General features: G+C 63.5%; 17 protein-coding genes. 11 read left to right on the forward strand and 6 right to left on the reverse strand.

The window, feature by feature from the left end; all coding sequences use genetic code 11:
* The first annotated feature begins 43 nt into the window (after positions 1-43).
* The gene (gene recR, locus OU993_RS06930; protein ID WP_268155665.1) at positions 44-649 is read left to right on the forward strand and encodes a recombination mediator RecR; all 606 of its coding nucleotides are present in this window, start codon (positions 44-46) and stop codon (positions 647-649) included.
* Between the two features lie 308 nt (positions 650-957).
* Positions 958-2,187 carry a lytic murein transglycosylase gene (locus OU993_RS06935; RefSeq protein WP_268155667.1) on the forward strand — a complete coding sequence of 410 codons (1,230 nt, stop codon included), beginning with the start codon at positions 958-960 and terminating at the stop codon, positions 2,185-2,187.
* Here the strand turns inward: OU993_RS06935 and OU993_RS06940 are convergent.
* Entirely contained in the window at positions 2,184-2,639 is a 456-nt protein-coding gene (locus OU993_RS06940; protein ID WP_268155668.1) for a GNAT family N-acetyltransferase, read from the reverse strand. The genes OU993_RS06935 and OU993_RS06940 overlap by 4 nt on opposite strands.
* Positions 2,640-2,649: 10 nt before the next feature.
* Positions 2,650-4,290, reverse strand: coding sequence for an MFS transporter (locus OU993_RS06945; RefSeq protein ID WP_268155669.1), 1,641 nt, complete (start codon positions 4,288-4,290; stop codon positions 2,650-2,652).
* 248 nt (positions 4,291-4,538) lie between these two features.
* Between OU993_RS06945 and rimP the strand changes: the two genes are divergently transcribed.
* From rimP to OU993_RS06985, 8 genes are all read left to right on the forward strand, one after another.
* Entirely contained in the window at positions 4,539-5,129 is a 591-nt protein-coding gene (rimP, locus tag OU993_RS06950; protein ID WP_268155670.1) for a ribosome maturation factor RimP, read from the forward strand.
* A gap of 65 nt (positions 5,130-5,194) precedes the next feature.
* Positions 5,195-6,811 carry a transcription termination factor NusA gene (gene nusA / locus OU993_RS06955; RefSeq protein ID WP_268155672.1) on the forward strand — a complete coding sequence of 539 codons (1,617 nt, stop codon included), beginning with the start codon at positions 5,195-5,197 and terminating at the stop codon, positions 6,809-6,811.
* Positions 6,808-7,494 carry an RNA-binding protein gene (locus tag OU993_RS06960; protein ID WP_268155674.1) on the forward strand — a complete coding sequence of 229 codons (687 nt, stop codon included), beginning with the start codon at positions 6,808-6,810 and terminating at the stop codon, positions 7,492-7,494. The genes nusA and OU993_RS06960 overlap by 4 nt, the downstream gene beginning before the upstream one ends.
* A gap of 100 nt (positions 7,495-7,594) precedes the next feature.
* Positions 7,595-10,411: a translation initiation factor IF-2 gene (gene infB, locus OU993_RS06965; protein WP_268155676.1), complete on the forward strand. Its 2,817-nt coding sequence runs from the start codon at positions 7,595-7,597 to the stop codon at positions 10,409-10,411.
* Positions 10,412-10,690: 279 nt separating this feature from the next.
* Positions 10,691-11,887, forward strand: a complete 1,197-nt coding sequence (gene exbB, locus OU993_RS06970) for a tonB-system energizer ExbB (RefSeq protein ID WP_268155678.1) — start codon at positions 10,691-10,693, stop codon at positions 11,885-11,887.
* A 1-nt stretch (position 11,888) separates the two neighbouring features.
* Complete coding sequence (exbD, locus tag OU993_RS06975) at positions 11,889-12,353, forward strand: TonB system transport protein ExbD (RefSeq protein WP_268155680.1); 465 nt, start codon at positions 11,889-11,891, stop codon at positions 12,351-12,353.
* Positions 12,350-13,321, forward strand: a complete 972-nt coding sequence (locus tag OU993_RS06980; RefSeq protein WP_268155683.1) for an energy transducer TonB family protein — start codon at positions 12,350-12,352, stop codon at positions 13,319-13,321. The genes exbD and OU993_RS06980 overlap by 4 nt, the downstream gene beginning before the upstream one ends.
* Positions 13,322-13,384: 63 nt before the next feature.
* Positions 13,385-14,374 carry an Ldh family oxidoreductase gene (locus tag OU993_RS06985; RefSeq protein WP_268155687.1) on the forward strand — a complete coding sequence of 330 codons (990 nt, stop codon included), beginning with the start codon at positions 13,385-13,387 and terminating at the stop codon, positions 14,372-14,374.
* A 46-nt stretch (positions 14,375-14,420) separates the two neighbouring features.
* Here OU993_RS06985 and OU993_RS06990 read toward each other — a convergent pair whose 3' ends face one another.
* The 4 genes from OU993_RS06990 to OU993_RS07005 form a co-directional block, all read right to left on the reverse strand.
* Entirely contained in the window at positions 14,421-15,863 is a 1,443-nt protein-coding gene (locus OU993_RS06990) for an ABC transporter permease (protein WP_268155689.1), read from the reverse strand.
* Positions 15,860-16,549, reverse strand: a complete 690-nt coding sequence (locus tag OU993_RS06995; protein WP_268155691.1) for an ABC transporter ATP-binding protein — start codon at positions 16,547-16,549, stop codon at positions 15,860-15,862. The genes OU993_RS06990 and OU993_RS06995 overlap by 4 nt, the downstream gene beginning before the upstream one ends.
* Before the next feature lies 1 nt (position 16,550).
* Complete coding sequence (locus tag OU993_RS07000) at positions 16,551-17,021, reverse strand: hypothetical protein (RefSeq protein ID WP_442792881.1); 471 nt, start codon at positions 17,019-17,021, stop codon at positions 16,551-16,553.
* Between the two features lie 105 nt (positions 17,022-17,126).
* Positions 17,127-18,866 (reverse strand): alkaline phosphatase, encoded by a 1,740-nt coding sequence (locus OU993_RS07005; RefSeq protein ID WP_268155693.1) that lies wholly within the window; start codon positions 18,864-18,866, stop codon positions 17,127-17,129.
* A 408-nt stretch (positions 18,867-19,274) separates the two neighbouring features.
* Between OU993_RS07005 and OU993_RS07010 the strand changes: the two genes are divergently transcribed.
* The gene (locus tag OU993_RS07010) at positions 19,275-19,898 is read left to right on the forward strand and encodes a ribonuclease D (RefSeq protein WP_268155695.1); all 624 of its coding nucleotides are present in this window, start codon (positions 19,275-19,277) and stop codon (positions 19,896-19,898) included.
* The last annotated feature ends 244 nt before the right edge of the window (positions 19,899-20,142 follow it).

Consider the following 20,142-nt stretch of genomic DNA (forward strand, 5'->3'; position numbering starts at 1 on the left):
CTGTGCGATTCCGTTTCCAACGCTTATCGTCTAAAAGCGGCGCATGGCAAAACGCGTTACCGGTCCCGAAATCGAAAAACTCATCCAGCTGCTGGCAAAGGTTCCGGGGCTCGGGCCCCGCTCCGCGCGGCGCGCCGCCCTGCACCTCATCAAGAAACGCGAACAGTTGATGGGCCCGCTGTCGCTGGCGCTGGGCGAAGCCTATGACAAGGTCAAGGTATGTTCGCGTTGCGGCAATGTCGATACCAGCGATCCCTGCACGGTCTGCACCGACGACCGGCGCGACCAGTCCGTGATCATCGTTGTGGAGGATGTTTCCGATCTCTGGGCGCTCGAACGCGCCGGCGCGATGAATGCCGCCTACCACGTGCTGGGGGGAACGCTCTCGCCGCTCGATGGCGTCGGGCCGGACGATCTCAACATCAAGGGCCTTGTCGACCGGGCGAGCGAAGGCGGCATCCGGGAAATCATCCTCGCCGTCAACGCGACGGTGGAGGGCCAGGCAACGGCGCATTACATCACCGACCGGCTGGCCGAGCTGCCGGTCAAGATCACAAGGCTGGCGCATGGCGTGCCGGTGGGCGGCGAACTGGACTATCTGGACGAGGGAACACTGACGGCCGCACTTCGAGCGCGCACGGCGATTTGAAGATGACGGGAGGAGGAGATACAGTGATCAGGCTTCTTCGGAACATCCTCACCGGACGGCACGAAATTTCCAGGTCTTCGGTGGATATGGACAGATCCGCGGGATCCCCCCTCTCCTTAAGCGGAACGATGACTGGATCGGTCACAAACACCCCTCCCCAACCCCTCCCCACAAGGGGGAGGGGCTTAACCTGCCGCAGCCTCGTCGCCTTGATCCGGGCAGGGCGGAGCTGCAAGTCTTCTCCCCCCTTGTGGGGGAGATGGCCGGCAGGTCAGAGGGGGGCTGTCTGGGTTGGCAAACGTTGTCTCGTGGCGTTGACGCTCCTTGGCCTGAACACGGTCTCCCTCCCCGCCCTTGCGGCCCCTTCCAAATCCGAGGTGGAAGCCGCGTTCCGCGCCTGGATCAGCCGCGATCTGGCAGCGGAGGCGCGCAAAGCGGGCGTTTCGGAGAAGACGATCGAGCGTGCGTTCCAGGGGGTCACCCTCAACTGGTCGCTGCCGGATCTCGTGCCGCCCGGCACGACACCGCCGAAGGAGCAGGACCAGAGCCAGGCAGAATTCTCCTCGCCCGGCGCCTATTTCTCCGAGCAGCGCCTGCAGGGGCTTGCCGCGACCGGCCGGACGCTGGCTGAGAACCATGCGGCAACGCTCCGCAAAATCGAAAAGACCTATGGCGTGCCGGGTGCCATCGTGATTGCCATCTGGGGCCGGGAATCCGGTTATGGCCGGGCAAAACTGCCCTACTCTGCCATTGAAGTGCTGGCGACCAAGGCCTTCATGTCGACCCGCAAGGAGATGTTCCGCACCGAACTGATCGACGCGCTGCGCATTCTCGAACACGGCGATGTCGCGCCGGGGCGGATGATGGGCTCGTGGGCCGGCGCGCTTGGCCAACCGCAGTTCATGCCGTCGAGTTATGTCAAATACGCCGTCGATTTTGATGGCGATGGCCGCGCCGATATCTGGGATTCGGTGCCTGATACGCTGGGCTCGATCGCGCATTATCTGGCGCTGAAAGGCTGGCAGCGCGGTCGCGACTGGGGCTTCGAGGTGAGCATTCCTGACGGCGTCTCCTGCGCGCAGGAAGGGCCGGATCTGGCGAAACCGATTTCCGCCTGGCAGGCGAGCGGCATTACCCGCATCTCAGGAAAAGCCTTTCCCGTCGAGGAGGCGAAGCTTTCCGGCATGATGCTGGTGCCGGCCGGGCGGCATGGACCGGAATTCATCGTCACGCCGAACTTCTACGTGCTGAAGGAATACAACAATTCCGATCTCTACGCGCTCTTCATCGGCAATCTGGCCGATCGCATCGCCTTTGGCAGCGGCGCGTTCCAGGGTCAATGGGGGGCCGTCGGCAAGATGCTGCGTTCGGATGTGCTGGCCATGCAGAAGAGCCTGCAGGCCAAGGGTTATGATGTCGGCAAGGCGGATGGGCTGGCCGGTTTCAAGACCCGCCGCTCGCTTGGCGACTGGCAGGCGAAGAACGGTCTGACGCCCACCTGTTTTCCGGATGAAAGCCTGAAGGCGAAACTGCGCTAAAGGCTGAGCTTGAACCCTTCGTGGCTCGCCTCGAAGCCCAGCTGCTCGTAGAAGCGCAATGCATCCTCGCGGCGTTTGTCGGAGGTCAGCTGGACAAGGCCGCAGCCGCGCCGACGGCATTCCTCGATTGCCCAGAGCATCATCTCGCGCCCGAGACCACTGCCGCGCTGGTCGCTCGAAATGCGCACGCTCTCGATCTGGCCGCGCCAGAGACCGAGGCGCGAGAGGCCAGGAATGAAACTGATCTGAAGACAGCCGATAACCTCGCCCGCCTCGCCCAGCACCACTGCCAGCAACTGGTTGGGGTCCGTTTCGATGGCGGAAAAGGCCTCGACATACCGCGCATCCACCGGGTCCGAGACGACTTCGCGCGACAGACCCAGCTGGTCGTCTGCGAGCATTGCGACGATGGCGGCGAGATCCTTGCGCTCTGCCTTGCGAATTTGGACCATGCGTCTGCCCTCAATGGTGAAGATCGATGGAGGTTTTCTGGAAGATGTCGTCGCCGGTATCCTCCGGTGGGATGGCCTGGCGTTCGATCATGCGGTGGACGCGCGGACCTTCCGGTCCGGCATGCAGGGCACGGATGCGCGTCCAGACCTCCGAATCCGCCTGGGTGCGGCGCTGGTTGTGGCGCACGTAATCGGCCCAGGTGGCGGTATGATAGGTCTCGGTCCAGATGTCCGGGTTTTCCAGGTCGCGCATCAGCGCCCACTGGCGGGCACCATCCCGGATGCGGATGCGACGGCGCTCCGACATCAGGGCGAGAAACTCCGGCACGTTTTCCTCGTGGATCGTGTAATCGACGAGCAGGACGATCGGGCCACTGCGCGGCTGCAGATCGAGGCGGAGCGACGGTTCACGGAAGGTGTTGGCCGGGTCGAGATTGAGCGTCTCGAGCGAAGGAAGCGCAAATTTCCAGCCCACCACCGCGCCGAGCACCATCACGAGGCTCGCAATCATCAGCGAGGTGGCAACCCCATGCTCCTCCGCGATCGTGCCCCAGAGCCAGCTGCCAACGGCAATGCCACCAAAGGCAGCGGTCTGATAGAAAGAGAGCGCGCGGCCCACCACCCAGCGCGGCGTCGACAGCTGGACGGTCGTGTTGAACAGCGACAACGCCAAAACCCAGCAGGCACCGGGCACGAGAAGGACCAGGCAGGTGAGCCAGGTGGAGGTGGAGAGTGCGGCCACCACGGCGCTGGCAGCAAAGCCGGTGAAGGACAGCCGCACGATCATTTCGCTGGACCAGATTTCGCGCAGCCGCGCGTTCAGCATGGCGCCGCCGACCGCCCCGACGCCGAAGGCCCCCAGCATGAAACCATAGGTCAGCGGGCCGCCCGCCACCAGATCCCGCGCCACCAGTGGCAGAAGCGCCAGGATGGCGCTGGCCGCGAGCCCGAAGAGCGCGGAACGGAACAGCACGTTGATCAGCTTCGGCGACATGGCCACATAACCGAAGCCGGCCGAGAGCGCCCGCCCCAGCGTTTCGCGCGGGAGTTTGCTGGATGGCAGCTCCGGGCGCCAGCGAAGCAGGGCGAAGATGAGCGCCAGATAGCTCAGCGCATTGGTGGCAAAGGCCGCCGCCGCACCGAAGGCTGCGACAATCGCCCCGCCGATCGCCGGCCCGAGGCTTCGGGTGATGTTGAAACCGACACTGTTCAGCGTCACCGCCGCCGGCAGAATGGCACGCGGCACCATATCGCCGACCGAGGCCTGCCAGGAGGGATTGTTGAGTGCCGTGCCGCAGCCGATCAGGAAGGTGAAGGTGAGCAGCAGCCAGGGACTGAGCCAGCCGAAATAGGCAAACAGCGTGAGCAACAGCGAGACCGCCAGCATGAACCCCTGCGCCGCCAGCATGATGCTGCGGCGATTGAAGTTATCGGCAAGCGCGCCGGCGACGAGCGAAAACAGCATGATCGGCAGCGCGGTCGAGGACTGCACGAGTGCGACCATGTTCTCCGAGTTCGAAATCGCCGTCATCATCCAGGCGGCGCCGACGGCCTGGATCAGCCCACCGAAATTGGAGGCGATGCTGGCGATCCAGATGGTTCGGAAGGTCTGATGGCCGAAAGGCGCCAGGGGGGAAACCCGGTCGGGCACGGTGCACCTCGTCGTGATTCATGCTGGGCCATAAACTAGTCGCACCACCTGCCGGGGCAAGCGGAAATGCCTGCCGGGAGGAGCAAGCTTGCGCAAGCCCTTGCAATCGGAGGGCTTGCAGCGTATATGAACCTTAAATTCTTGATCGTCAGATGAAGAGTGGGCCCGCGAAGGACCCGCTCTTTTTTGTTAGGCGGTCAGGCAAACGGAACATTATCGCCGGGACGGCGAATACGCCGAAAGACCATATGCAGGACAGCCAGAAGGAAGCGCGTCTCATCGTTGAGACGGGTCTCGACCTCAGGATCGCGGAAATCATCGAGCCGACACTGGAGGCGATGGATTTTCGCCTTGTTCGGGTACGGCTCCTCAATCAGAACGGCCTGACGCTGCAGATCATGTGCGAGCGCAACGACGGCACGATGACCGTCGAGGACTGCGAAGCGGTGTCGATGGCCATTTCTCCGGTTCTCGATGTGGAAGATCCGGTCGATAAGGCGTATCATCTGGAAGTGTCGTCGCCCGGCATCGACCGGCCGATGGTGCGCAAGTCCGATTTTGTGCGCTGGACCGGGCATATCGTGAAGTGCGAGACCTCCGTGCTTCTCGACAACCGCAAGCGCTTCCGCGGCAAGATCGCGGAGACTGACGAAAACGGCTTCACGCTGGAGCGCGATCAGGTCGCCTATGGCGAAGAGCCGCGTGTGACCATTCCCTATTCCGCGCTGGCGGAAGCGAAACTGATCCTGACGGACGATCTGATCCGCGATGCCCTGCGCGCCGACAAGCTGGCGAAGGCGGAGGCCGCGAACCAGAACGACGAAAGCGACGAAGACTAAACCCCATTTTGCCCGCCCGACGACGTGGGCAGCAGCACACATTCGATCTACGGAGACCGACGACAATGGCAGTGAGTGCGAACCGACTTGAACTTCTGCAGATCGCAGATGCAGTGGCGCGCGAAAAGGTCATCGACCGCGAGATCGTTCTGGCCGCCATGGCCGATGCGATCCAGAAGGCGGCCCGCTCGCGTTACGGCACCGAGAGCAACATCCGCGCCGACATCAATTCCAAGACCGGCGAAATCCGCCTGCAGCGTCTCTTGGAAGTGGTGGAGCATGCCGAAGACTATACGACGCAGATCCCGCTGGCGCTTGCCCGTGATCGCAACGTCGATGCCAAGATCGGCGACTATATTGCCGATCCGCTGCCGCCGATGGATTTCGGCCGTATCGCCGCCCAGTCGGCCAAGCAGGTGATCGTGCAGAAGGTGCGCGAAGCCGAACGTGATCGCCAGTACGACGAGTTCAAGGACCGCGTTGGCGAAATCGTCAACGGCACCGTCAAGCGCGTCGAATATGGCAACGTCATCGTCGACCTCGGCCGTGGCGAAGGCATCATCCGTCGCGACGAAATGATCCCGCGCGAGAACATGCGTTACGGCGACCGCGTCCGCGCCTATGTCTACGACGTGCGCCGCGAACAGCGTGGCCCGCAGATCTTCCTGTCACGTACCCATCCGCAGTTCATGGTGAAGCTCTTCACCATGGAAGTGCCGGAAATCTACGACGGCATCATCCAGATCAAGTCGGTGGCCCGTGATCCGGGTTCGCGCGCCAAGATCGCCGTCATCTCGAACGACTCGTCCATCGATCCGGTCGGCGCCTGCGTCGGTATGCGCGGTTCCCGCGTCCAGGCGGTTGTCGGCGAGTTGCAGGGCGAGAAGATCGACATCATCCCGTGGTCGGCCGATCCGGCATCCTTCATCGTCAACGCCCTGCAGCCGGCGGAAGTCGCCAAGGTCGTTCTCGATGAGGATGCAGAACGTATCGAAGTGGTGGTTCCGGACGAGCAGCTGTCGCTCGCCATCGGTCGTCGTGGCCAGAACGTCCGTCTTGCCTCGCAGCTGACGGGCTGGGACATCGACATCATGACGGAGGCCGAGGAATCGGAACGCCGTCAGAAGGAATTCAACGAGCGCACCAACCTGTTCATGGATGCCCTCGACGTGGACGAGATGGTCGGCCAGGTTCTCGCCTCCGAAGGTTTTGCCCAGGTGGAAGAGCTGGCTTACGTCGATCTCGACGAAATTGCCTCCATCGACGGTTTCGATGAAGACACCGCCAACGAGATCCAGACCCGCGCCCGCGAATATCTCGACCGTCTGGAAGCGGAAATGGATGCCAAGCGTCGCGAACTCGGCGTGACCGACGAACTGCGCCAGATCGATGGCCTGACCGGCAAGATGCTGGTGGCGCTCGGCGAAGACGGCATCAAGACGGTGGAAGACTTCGCAGGCTGTGCGGCCGACGATCTGATTGGCTGGTCGGAGCGCAAGGACGGCGAAACGAAGAAGTTCGAAGGCATCTTCTCGAAGTTCGACGTGTCGCGCGTCGAAGCGGAAAACATGATCGTGCAGGCACGCCTGCTCGCCGGCTGGATCACCGAAGCGGATCTGGCGCGCGAGGAAGAAGAGGTTGTCGAAGCGGATGAGGAGGCGGACGCCGCAGTTCAGGAATGATTGCGGCGGCGCAGACCGGTGATGGTGACGCCGATGACGGGGAGCTGGTGGTGAACGATCGCACCTGCATCGTCACGCGCGAGGCGACCGATCCGGCCGATTTGATCCGTTTCGTGGCCGGGCCGGATGGCCAGGTGGTTCCGGACCTGAAGCGTCAGCTTCCGGGTCGTGGCTGCTGGATCCGGGCCGAGCGGGCTCTGGTGGAACGGGCAATTCAGCGCAAGCTGTTTGCCCGTGCCCTGAAGACGGATGTCACGGCGCCCGGGGATCTGGGCGACCTCGTTGACCGGCTGCTGGCGGCGGATCTTGCCGGCATGATGAACCTGGCGCGCAAGGCGAGCCAGTTCATCTCCGGGGCAACGAAGGTGGACAATGCCGTTCGCAGCGGCGAGGCACTTGGCGTGTTCCACGCCGTGGATGCCGCTGCGGATGGCGTCAGAAAGATCGACCAGGCCCGCAAGGCCTGGAGGCTCGGTACGGATGCCGAGGAGGACATTCCCTCCTTCAAGCTCTTCACCGTGGCCGAAATGGAAGAACTGATGGGCCAGAATGCTTTTATCCATGCCGCGGCGCTTGCCGGACAGGCGGGTGAAGGTGTAGTGAAACGCGCAACCAAGCTCGAAACGTACCGCACGGGCGGTCACTCCGGAGCAAATGGCGGCGCTGGCCGGTCAAGGACATGACGCGGTCACCGGCGTATGCCGGCTGCCGTATTGGACGACATGTATTGAACGACAGGATGTGATGGTTGCCATCCGTTCCTGTCGGAAGGAACAGGAACGGATGACCGACAGTAAAGACGACAAGACACTCAGCGTTACGGGAAAAAAGACCCTCACCCTGAAGCCTTCGGGGATGTCTCAGGGTACCGTGCGCCAGGATATGGGTCGCGGTCGCACCAAGGCGGTCGTGGTCGAGACGCGCAAGCGTCGCCCGCTGCGACCGGAAGACGAAAAGCCGATTACACCTGCAGCAGCAGCACCGGTGGCGCCTCAGCCGCAGCGCGCGCCCGAAGCCGCTGCACCGGCAGCCGCAGCCCAGCCGGCACCGCAGCGTCCTGTCCAGCAGACGCCGCCGCAGCGCGTTCACCAGCCGAACCAGCAGTCGCACCGTCCGCAGCAGCAGGTCAATCGCCCGCCGCAGCAGCAGGGCAACCGGCCGCAGCAGTCCCAGCAGCGTAACAATGATCGTCCGCGCGGTGCCGTGCTGCACGATCTGTCCGCGAGCGAAATGGATGCACGCCGTCGCGCACTCGCAGAGGCCCAGGCCCGCGAAGTGATCGAAGCCAAGCAGCGGGCCGAGGAAGAGGCCCGTCGCCGGGCCGAGGACGAACGTCGCGCCGCCGAAGCCAAGCTCGAAGCCGAGCGCCGCGCCGCAGAAGCCACGACCACCGAAACAGCAGCGGAAACCACCGCGGAAGCGGCCCCGGCCGTTGAAGCACCGGCCGCACGCACGGAAACGGCACCGGCCGCCCAGGCTCGTCCTGCCGCGCCGGCCCCCGCCGCCCGTGCGCCGGAAGGCCGCCCGCCGGTCAACCGTCCGGCTCCGGCAACAACACTTCCGCTGCCGGCAGGCGCGGTTCGTGGCCGCAAGGCCAGCGACGAGGATGATGATGATCGCGGTCCCGCACGCGGTGCACCGGGTCGCGGCAAGGTCGCCGCACCGGCTCCGGCCAAGGTTCCGGCCCGTCCGAAGGAAGACGATCGCCGCCGCGGCAAGCTGACAGTCACGACCGCCGATGTGGACGACGATGGTTCGTCGCGCGGCCGCTCGATGGCCGCCATGCGCCGCCGCCAGGAGAAATTCCGCCGCAGCCAGATGCAGGAAACGCGCGAAAAGGTCATGCGCGAAGTCATCCTGCCGGAAACCATCACCATTCAGGAACTGTCGCAGCGTATGTCCGAACGCGCCGTCGACGTCATCAAGTACCTGATGAAGGAAGGCCAGATGATGAAGCCGGGCGACGTCATCGACGCCGACCTTGCCGAACTCATCGCGACCGAATTCGGCCATACCGTCAAGCGCGTTTCGGAATCCGACGTTGAAGAAGGCATCTTCAACGTGGTGGATGAAGAAGGTGAACGCCTGCCGCGTCCGCCGGTCGTCACCATCATGGGTCACGTCGACCACGGCAAGACCTCGCTGCTCGACGCGATCCGCAAGGCGAACGTCGTGGCTGGCGAAGCCGGCGGCATCACCCAGCATATCGGTGCCTATCAGGTCGAACAGAACGGCCAGAAGATCACCTTCATCGACACCCCCGGCCACGCCGCGTTCACCGCCATGCGTGCCCGTGGTGCGCAGGTGACGGACATCGCGATCCTGGTGGTTGCCGCTGACGACAGCGTCATGCCGCAGACGATTGAGTCGATCAATCACGCCAAGGCGGCCGGTGTTCCGATCATCGTGGCGATCAACAAGATCGACAAGCCTTCGGCTGATCCGCAGCGTGTCCGCACGGCCCTCTTGCAGCACGAAGTCTTCGTGGAATCCATGGGCGGCGACGTTCTGGAAGTGCAGGTTTCGGCCAAGAACGGCACGAACCTCGACAAGCTTTTGGAAGCCATCCTGCTGCAGGCGGAAGTTCTGGACCTCAAGGCCAATCCGAACCGGACAGCCGAAGGCACCGTTGTGGAAGCGCAGCTCGACCGTGGTCGCGGTGCGGTTGCCACCGTGCTGATCCAGAAGGGTACGCTGAAGCCCGGCCAGATCATCGTGGCCGGCGATCAGTGGGGCCGCGTGCGTGCGCTCGTCAACGACAAGGGCGAACACGTCAAGGAAGCCGGTCCGGCTCTCCCCGTCGAGGTTCTCGGTCTCTCCGGAACGCCCGCTGCCGGCGACAAGTTCGCCGTCGTCGAGAACGAGGCGCGTGCTCGCGAAATCTCCGAGTACCGTCAGCGTCTGGCCCGTGACAAGGCGGCTGCCCGCCAGTCCGGTTCGCGCGGTTCGCTGGAACAGATGATGAGCCAGCTGCAGACCTCCGGTCTCAAGGAGTTCCCGCTCGTCATCAAGGGCGACGTGCAGGGTTCGATCGAAGCCATCATCGGCGCGCTCGACAAGCTCGGTACGGACGAAGTCCGCGCCCGCATCGTCCACTCGGGCGTTGGCGGCGTAACGGAATCCGATATCGTTCTCGCCGAAGCCTCGAATGCCGCGATCATCGGCTTCAACGTCCGCGCCAACACCCAGGCTCGCGCTGCTGCCGAGCGCACCGGCACCGAAATCCGCTACTACAACATCATCTACGATCTGGTGGATGACGTGAAGGCGGCGATGTCGGGCCTGCTCTCGCCGGAGCGCCGCGAAACCTTCCTCGGCAATGCCGAGATCCTCGAAGTCTTCAACATCACCAAGGTCGGCAAGGTTGCCGGTTGCCGTGTTGTCGAAGGCAAGGTCGAGCGTGGCGCAGGCGTTCGCCTGGTGCGCGACAACGTCGTTATCCACGAAGGCAAGCTCAAGACCCTCAAGCGCTTCAAGGACGAAGTCTCCGAAGTGCCGGTCGGCCAGGAATGCGGCATGGCCTTCGAGAACTACGAAGACATCCGCGCCGGCGATACGATCGAGTGCTTCCGCGTGGAACACGTCACCCGTACGCTCTGACGGCTGCCTGTCAGTTCAGATACGATCAACGCCGGGCCCCTGGGTCCGGCGTTTTTGTTTGCGGTTCCCCCTTCGGGCTGCTGGCCGATACGCGCAACCCTCACGCACTTCTTTCTGATTTGCGGCACAATATAGTTGCCAACAGCAGTCAAGTTTATTATCCCGTATCCATTCGAGGCCAGCGGCCGGACCAAGTTGTCCGGGCGATGGATATTGCGCTTGCCGGAGAAGGGCCTTGCGGCCAAGCGCCTGCACAGAGTCATATTCTGGAGTTCGCCCATGCCGATCAAAGCCCCGTCCGCCCTCGCAACACACAGGCCGATGCTCCGATCGACCACCGCAGGGATTGCGTTCGCCTTTGCTGCCGCCGTTCTGTCGGCTCCGCCGGCATCTGCCCAGGACACCACCACAGCCCCGGCTCCGAGTGCGGTAACGACCACGCAGCCGCGGGTACTGCCGCCGGCACCAAACGCCCCTGAGCCGGCCGCAGCACCGCAGGCGCAACCCCAGAGTCAGCTCCAAGGCCAAGCACCGGCACCGGCACAAGTGGAAACCCAACCGGCCGTAACTCCGCCGGCGCCGACCGCGTCCGGCGAACCCGCGACACCTGCCCAGCCGTTGACGACCGGGGACGGCGGTGCCGCAGTTCAGCCTTTAGCACAGGAAACGGCAGTTCCGGACGAAGCCCAGCCGGCCGCGGGCGAACCGGCTGATCTTCTGACGCAGTTCCTGACACCGCAGCCGCGCAGCGACATTCCCCACGATCTTTCGCCGGTCGGCATGTTCTTGGCCGCAGACTGGGTCGTGAAGAGCGTCATGATCGGGCTTGCGCTCGCCTCGCTCATCACCTGGACGGTCTGGCTCGCCAAGACGCTGGAACTTGCCGGTGCCCGGCGCCGGGCCAAGAGCGTGATCAAGGTCATCCGGCGCTCGAAGAACCTGACGGAAGCCGTTACCGCGACCGCACGGCGCGGCGGCCCGGCGGCCTCGATGCTGCGCGAAGCCGCGCGCGAACTTGAACTGTCCGAAGGTGCGCTGGATCACGCCGAAAATGCAGGTGTCAAGGAACGTGTCTCCTCGATCCTCGGCCGCATCGAAGCTTATGCCGGACGTCGCATGATGCGCGGCACCGGGGCGCTCGCCACCATCGGTTCCGTCGGTCCCTTCGTCGGACTGTTCGGCACGGTCTGGGGCATCATGAACTCATTCATCGGCATTTCGAAGTCGCAGACGACGAACCTTGCCGTCGTTGCTCCCGGCATCGCCGAGGCCCTGCTTGCGACCGCGATCGGCCTCGTCGCCGCCATTCCGGCCGTGGTGATCTACAACATGTTCTCCCGCTCGATCACCGGCTACCGCCAGCTTCTGGCCGATGCAGCCGCCGGTGTGGAGCGTCTGGTCAGCCGTGACCTCGATTTCCGCAAGGTGCCGCCCGGCCAGCGCAAGGCGCCCGTCTCGCTCGTCGCAGGAGAGTAAGATGGCCGGAGGCATTCGCGAAAACCACGGCGACGACCTGCCGGAAAACCACGAGATCAACGTCACGCCCTTCATCGACGTCATGCTGGTGCTGCTGATCATCTTCATGGTTGCGGCACCGCTTGCCACGGTGGATGTGAATGTCGATCTGCCGGCCTCCACCGCCAAACCCTCGCCCCGGCCGGACGAACCGGTCTACCTGACGATCAAGCAGGATCTGAGCCTCAGTCTCGGCAATGACACGCTGCCGCGTGAAGAGCTTTCGGCCCGGCTGGACCAGAAGACGGAAGGCAACAAGGATGCGCGCATCTTCCTGCGGGCCGACAAATCCGTCGGTTATGGCGAGTTCATGCAGGTGATGAACCTGCTGCGCGATGCCGGCTACCTGAAGATCGGCCTTGTGGGCCTGGAAACGCTTCCGGGTGCCGGCGCCGCAGCTCCGGGAGCCGCCGGAGCGACGCCATGATGCCGATGCAGAAGAGCCGCCGGGCGCGGCTGGGAGAAGCAGCTCTCTGGACCAGCGCCTGCCTTGTGGTTCTGACCGCGCATCTGGCGGCCGCCGCCGTGATGCTGCGCCAGGACCCCGTCGACGACGCCGATGCCTCGCCGCCTGCCGCCATCATGATCGAACTTGCGCCCGAACCGGAGGCCGCTGTCACCGAAGAGACGGTGGTCAGCGACGAAATGCAGGATTCGCAGGAGGTGAAGAGCGAAACGGTCGAACCGGTGGAGGAACCGCCGCCTGACCCCGTGCCGACACCCGAACCGGTGGTCGAACCCGTGCCTGATCCGCCCAAGGAAGTCGCGGAGATCCCGCCCGAGGAGCCGGTGATCGAGGAAGCTGAACCGGAGGAGCCGGTGCAGGAGACGACCCAGACGATTCCTGAAGAGGTGCCGGAACCCGTCGAAGAGCCAGTGGAACAACTGGCGCTTCTCGACAATGTCGAAGTGCCGCTTCCCGTGATCCGTCCCGAGGAGATCGAGGAACCGAAGGAGGTCGAGAAGGAAGAGCCGAAGCCGGTCAAGAAGAAGGTTGCCGAGCGCCCGAAGCCGAAACCGCCGGCGCCGGCTGCCAAGGCCGCGGAACAGGCCAAGGCCGAAGTTCGCCAGGCCGAGAGAACCGCGGCTGCAGCCAATTCCAACAGCCCGGCAGGTTCGTCCCTCTCTCCGGCACGCTGGCAGTCCAAGCTTGCCGCCCATCTCGGCCGGCAGCGCGGCAAGTGCCCGGCAGCAGGCCGCGGCAGCACCGCCTATGTGACCTTCCGGATCGATGGGGGTGGCAATCTGAGCGGCGTCTCGCTGGCCCGCTCGTCCGGTTATGGCGATTTCGACCAGTACATGGTCGATCTTGTGCGGCGTGCATCGCCGGTCCCGCCACCGCCTCCGGGAATTCCGGGCAAGGTCACGGTTCCTCTCGGCTACCGAAACTGCTAATCCTGCCGCCTCCCCCCAAGATGGCGCGTTGCGCCATCTTCCGCGCGTTCCAGGATCTTGCACATGCGTCATTCCCTCGCTGACCTCGAACGGCAGGTCGCTTCCGTTTTCGAAACGAACGGCGTTCTGCCGCATTCGTCCCTTTCCGTCGCAAAGGCGCTGGTTGCCGCCGAAGCGGCCGGCCAGAGCGGCCATGGGCTGCGCCGTGTTCCCGCCTACGTGAAGCAGGTACGGACCGGCAAGGTGGACGGCAAGGCCATTGCCAGCACGCAAACACCACGCCCCGGTGTTCTCGCGGTGGATGTGCAGTTCGGCTTCGCCTACCCGGCGCTCGATATTGCCGTTGAAGAGCTCGCTCCCATGGCCCGCGCGCAAGGCATCGCCTGCGCCAGCCTGCATCGTTCTCACCACGCTGGCGTGATGGCGCTGACGGTGGAGCGGTTCGCTGATCAGGGGCTGGTCGCGATGATGTTTGCCAATGCGCCCGCCTCGATGGCGCCCTGGGGCGGCAAGAAACCGCTCTACGGAACGAACCCGATCGCCTTTGCCGTTCCGGTTGCCGGGCAGGAACCCATCGTCATCGACCTCGCTTTGTCGAAGGTCGCCCGCGGCAAGGTGATGGAAGCGCAGCAAAGGCGTGTCGCGATCCCCGATGACTGGGCGCTTGATGTAAACGGCAACCCGACCACCGATCCGGACGAAGCGATCAAGGGGACGATGGCGCCTACCGGTGGCGCCAAGGGCGCTGCGCTTGCCTTCATGGTCGAAGCGCTTTCCGCCGGCATCACTGGCGCGCTGTTTTCCTACGAGGCGACCTCGCTCTTCGATGACAAGGGAGCGCCGCCGGCACTTGGCCAGTTCATCATCGCCATCGACCCGCAGGCCACGGCCGGCGCCGGCTTTGGCGAGCGGCTTGCAGCACTTGCCGACGAGATGGCGCGCGAGGACGGCGTGCGCATCCCCGGACGGCGCGGCCGGTCACTCCGCGCCGAGGCGGCACGGGAGGGGATTGAGATCGAAGACAGCGTTCTGGAGGCCATCGCCGCGCTGTGACGGCAAAGGGGGCATCGCGCCTTGAGCGACCGCCCCCACCCTTCGATCAGCCGCGCAGAGCCTCTGCCGGCGACTGACGATAGGCCATGACGGCCGGAATGGCGGCAAAGACCGTTCCGATTGCCAGCAAGATAAGTGCCATGCCGGCATCGTCGATGGTAAACTCCACCGGCAGGATCACGCCTGTCTGGCGAGTAAAGACATCGCCAATCAGCCGCGCGGCAAGAAGGCCGCCGGCGAAACCCAGCGCGATGCCGATCAGCACCAGAACGAACAATTCGCTCCAGACAATGCCGAAGACCGCCAGACGCGGCGCACCAAAGGCGCGCAGCGCGCCGATCTGCCGGCGCCTTTGCGTGACGTGGATGACGCTGACCAGCAACAGGGCGGCTGCCACGAGCGCCTGCGACCCGGCGGCAACCGAAGCCAGTACCATTTTTGCGTCGCCAAGCGTGCCGTAGAGCCGCGTCAGCACCTCTCCCGGAAACACGGCCAAGGTGCCGGCCGAGCGGTATTCCTGGCGCAGACGATAAGCATCGGCAATCGACTTCGGCTTGACGAGAATGGCGGGTAGGCCCGGCGCCTCCTCGGTAAAGGCTTCGTTCAGGGGCGCACCGGGATCGATATGGCCATGGGCGTGATGCTCGTCGCCGTCCTCGGCATGCGCCACCTCGGCATGATGATCGTGGTCCGCTGGAGCGGTTGGCAGAGCCGTGGCATCACCCTGCGCCCGGACTTCGGTAACGTGTTGAACCGCCTCGACAGAGCCAGCCCCATGAGCATGATGATCGTGGCCATGGGCTTCTGCGGCGTGATGATCACCCTCATGATCGCCGTCATGATCGCTATCATGGTCCTCATGGTGATCTTCTTCGTGATCGTCGTGGCCGAGGCCATGAATGTGCCAGACGGCCTGGACGGGCACCAGGATTGCACGGTCCCAGGGCGTTCCGGTCGGCTTGATGCGGCCGACCACACGATAGGCGATCTCCGTATGGGTCTCGCCGCCGGTTTCCGCAGTGCCGTGCATGGGCTTGATCTCGGCGCCGAGCGACAGATTGACGGCTGCGCCGACAATCGCCTCCCCCTCATGCGCAAACATGTCGCCTTCGGCAAAACCCGCCGTGGTGCCCTTCACCAGCGCCGTCGTTGTACCGATGATCGGATAACCCTTGAAGCTGTCACCGAAGCCGACCGGCGCTGCCCAGGCAACCCGCGGATCGGCGGCCAGGCGAGCCAGAACAGTGCCCGGCATCAAAGGCAGTGGCGAAGGTTGCAGAAAGACGGAGGACAGCACCAGTTGGGTCTCGCTGCCGGCAGCGCCCACCACCAAATCGAACCGATCCGCCGCGCGTGCGCTGCCGAGCCGCAGTGCCCGCTCCTGCAGGGTTACCGCCACGCCAAGCGCCGTTGCCAACGCAACCAGCAGCACAAGAACGAAGGCGCCGAGCCAGAGACGACGCAGATCCGCAAGAACGAAGGAAATCATGCCGCCACCTCTGCTTGCGCATTGTCTGCAACGATGCGTCCCGCCGTCAGCGTCAGGCGCCGGTCGAGGCGTTCGATGAGCCGCGCATCATGCGAGGCAACGATCAGCGTGCAGCCGGTCTCGGCCGCTACCTCCAGCAGGAGATCGCCGACTGCCGCACCGCTTTCCACATCCAGGCTCGCCGTCGGCTCGTCGGCAACGATCACGCCCGGCCGGCGCAGAAGCGCCCGGGCGATGGCCACGCGCTGCATTTCCCCGCGCGACATGGTTTCAATGCGCTGACCGGGACGGGCAAGCCCGACCCGCGCCAGCAATTCCTGCCCACGCGCCACGACCGCGGCATCGGCAGCGCCCGCCAGTCGGGCCGGCAGCAGCACGTTGGCGAGCGCGGTCAGGCCGGGGAACAAATGAAAATCCTGCATGACAAGTCCGACATTGCGGGCGCGCCAGCGGTCCCTTTCGCCTTCGGGAAGCGGCGCGATATCCGAGGCATTCCACAGAATGCGGCCGCGGCGTGCGCGCTCAAGCCCGCTGAGGACATGGAGAAGTGTGCTCTTGCCAGAACCGGAGCCGCCGGTGACGGCGAGATGCTGGCCCGCAGGCACCGTGAGCCGTTCAATCGACAGCACGGGCTGCTCCAGATCGGAGACGCGTACGACCAGATCTTCCACACACAGTGTCAGCATGTCACACCGCAGAATAACGCGCGTCGCGCAGACGCAGGAGGCTCACGAAGCCGGTTTCCGGATCGGTCCACGAGCCAGTCTCCAGCCGGCCGGTCACTTCGATCGTCTGGTTCGGCTGGGTGAAGGTCTGACGGGTAGAGAGATAAACGACAACAATATTGTCCGGCCAATCGGCATCGGACGAGCAGAAGGGGCACAATGACATGGGAATCTCGGTCAGCACGAAAAAGGCCGCCTCGGCCTTCAGCGGTGGGGCCATGAAACCGCGCATGGTCACTGACTTGCCGTTCAGCGCCTTGGTCTTGTCGGAAAACTCAAGGCCAAGCGGTGTGATCTTGCCATAAAGGTCGTCGAAGCTGAGCGTGCTCGCCGCGGCCGCGGCCACCTTGAAGGTCAGCAGGGACGGCGCAGCCGCCGCCATCCCGGAAAGAAACAGGCGGCGCGACAAGGGACGTTTTGCGACCGTCATCATGAACGGCATATCCTTCCTAAAGCAGGTCCACCCGTCCGAACGGCGGGTGGACTATCGGCAGGCCGGAGGCCGGGTCACCAGACCCGGCACAGGCATTGGATCGGCTTATTTGGCGCCGAGCGCGAAGGTATCCACAAGCACCTTGTAGATGTCGCTTTCTTCCATGTAGCCCTTGAAGCCTTCGGAACCCGGACCCGTCGCCTGCAGGACGACGTCATCAACGGCATGGACTGCCGTGTCAGCGGAACGCGGCAGGTTGCCTTCGCGGAAGACAGCGCCCGGAACGTTCTTGTAGGCTTCGTTGGCAACGTACTGCTTCTTCTCGTTCTGGACGGACGGCTCGAACGGGCCGTCCATCTTCGGACGCCAGGTTTCGTAGTAGTCCGGGTAGTTCGAGGAGAAGACGGCCAGGCGACGCGATACGTCGACCTTGTCCGGATAACCGTCGCCGTCCTTGTCCTCGTAGTTCGGGAAGCCGGCATCGGCATAGGTGCCGACCTTTTCGCGCATCTCGGTACCCGGCTTGTTGTCATCGATCGTGCCGATGATCGAAACGCCGTGGGTGTGGTCGCCGGTGACGACGATCAGCGTATCCGGATTCTTTTTCAGGAACTCGAGGCCAAGGCCGATGGCCTGGTCGAATTCGATGGTGTCATAAAGGGCGCGATCCCAGTCCATCGGGTGGGACATCTTGTCGATCGAGGCGCCTTCCACCATCAGGAAGAACCCTTCCGGATTCTTCGAGAGCTTGTCGAGGGCAGCCTTGGTCATGTCAACGAGACCCGGCTGGTTCGGGAACTTTTCGACGGTGCCCTTCTTCAGCTGCTGGCGATCAAGGACAGTGTCCATGTTACCGGTGTGGAAAAGGCCGAGAACCTTGTCGCCGTCAGCCTTGGCCAGTTCGTCCTTGGTGGTTGCCAGCGTGTAACCGGCTTCCTTGAAGAGAGCGATGAAGTCCTTGTCGTCCTTGCGCTTGGAACCGGCAACGGACTTGGGCAGGAAATAGGCGGAACCGCCACCCAGCATGACTTCCGGCTTAACGTCGTAGAACATGCCGACGATGTCGGCCTTGTCGGCGCGCGCGCGGGTGTGGGCGACAACGGCAGCCGGCGTTGCATCTTCGATTTCGGAGTTGGAGACCACGCCAACCGACTTCTTCGTCGTCCGGCGCAGCGCTTCCGCAATGGTCTCGACCTTGGGGTCATCGAGCGTGCTCGGTGTGCGGTCGGCATAAACACCGAGAGCGTTCACGGCCGTCTTGTGACCGGTCATGTAGGCCGACATGGTGTTAGCACTGTCGGTTGCAATGGCATTGGTGGAAGAGGTGCCGACAAAGGCCATCCGGTCCAGCACATCCATGTTCAGCAGGCCGTTCGCCTTGCCCTCGGTCATGCCCTTGGACATGATGCGGGCGCCGGTGCGGTGAGCAACCGAGAGACCGTCCCCAAGGAAGAAGATGATGTTCTTGGCCTTCGGGGTGGCCTGCGTGCCGTAGACATTCCAGGTGACGGTCTTCTTCTCGTCACCGGCAGAAACTTCAACCTTGTAATCGCCAGCGCTTGCGAGCTTGACGCCACGCAGCAGGATGGAAGAACCCAAGACCTTGTCTTCCTTGCCTTTTTCTTCGGCAACGAACTGTGCTTCAGCGCCGAGGACAGTTTTGTAATCCTGGCCGTTGACGGTGATCTTGACGTCTTCCGGCTTGACGACCGCCTTGAACTCGACCTTGAAGTCGAACGGCGAGCCCATCAGGATCGTTGCACGATCCAGCGGGTAAACGGTCGCGGCATGGGCGCCGGACACGAGTGCCGTGGTTGCAATGAGGGCGGCGATAATGGTGCGCATGGTGGCCTCGGGAGGATGGTTGGCGGATGCCCCGCTATAACCATGGGCCATGACATTTACGTGAACAGGAGTTTCTAAAACAACTTTTGGTACGTTATAGCATTACGCAACGCAGAAATGAAAAAGCCTGCCGCGGGAGGAGGTGCGGCAGGCTTTTAAACTCGATCGGCAATTGGGAGGAGGAGGAGGTTGCCGATCTCTATCTCGCGACGCTGGGAGGAGGAGTGCGTCGCTTCGATGATTTGTATATAGCGAATACGAATTGCCGAGACAACGCCACTGCTGCATTGCAGCAATGCGCCCAGCGCAAGGCTCGGCGTTCTGAGAGAAAAAGGGCGCCGTCAAGTTGGGCATATTCAGCCCGCGCACCATAAGCTATAGCGGTTTCCAGCACAGGAAAGGGAAGACATGAGCACCATCCGTTATCACGAAGGGGATATCTCCGCGGAAGACGCCGCCCGCTACACCGGCGCCATTGCCATCGATACCGAAACGCTCGGCCTTGTGCCGCGCCGCGATCGGCTCTGTGTGGTGCAGCTTTCGCCGGGAGATGGCAGCGCCGACGTGATTCGCATCTCCGCCGGCCAAACGACGGCGCCGAACCTCGTGGCGATGATGGCGGACGAGACCCGCGAAAAGATCTTCCATTACGGCCGTTTCGACATTGCCGTTCTCTATCATACCTTCGGTGTCACCACGGCCTCGATCTTCTGTACCAAGATCGCCTCGCGCCTCTGCCGCACCTATACCGACCGCCACGGCTTGAAGGACAATCTGAAGGAACTGCTGGATATAGACGTGTCGAAGGCGCAGCAACAATCCGACTGGGCAGCGGAAAAGCTCTCGCCCGCACAGCTGGAATATGCCGCCTCGGACGTTCTGCACCTGCACGCCCTGAAGGAAAAGCTGACGCAGCGACTGGTCCGCGACAACCGTCTGGAAATGGCACAGGCCTGCTTCGCCTTTCTGCCGACCCGGGCAAAGCTCGACCTTCTCGGTTGGGAAGAGACCGACATCTTCGCCCATAGCTGATGCTGGCTCCCCGAGACGGGATCGGCAGTTTCGATTGGCGAAAACCTGCCGAAGCCGGACGACCGGATGAGCCTGTCCTGCGGCATGTGGGGCAGGCGATTCGGCAGCATTGCGGCATGTGCGGGGTGAGAGGTTCCAGGCCGTTGCGGGATGGAGACGCCGATCGGAATGCCAAAATCCCAAGGGCGGCCCCTCCCCTCCAAAGGCCCGCCATTAAAATTAATAGAGTACTAAATAGTACATT

Source organism: Rhizobium sp. SL86 (assembly GCF_026672545.1).
Lineage (GTDB): Bacteria > Pseudomonadota > Alphaproteobacteria > Rhizobiales > Rhizobiaceae > Neorhizobium.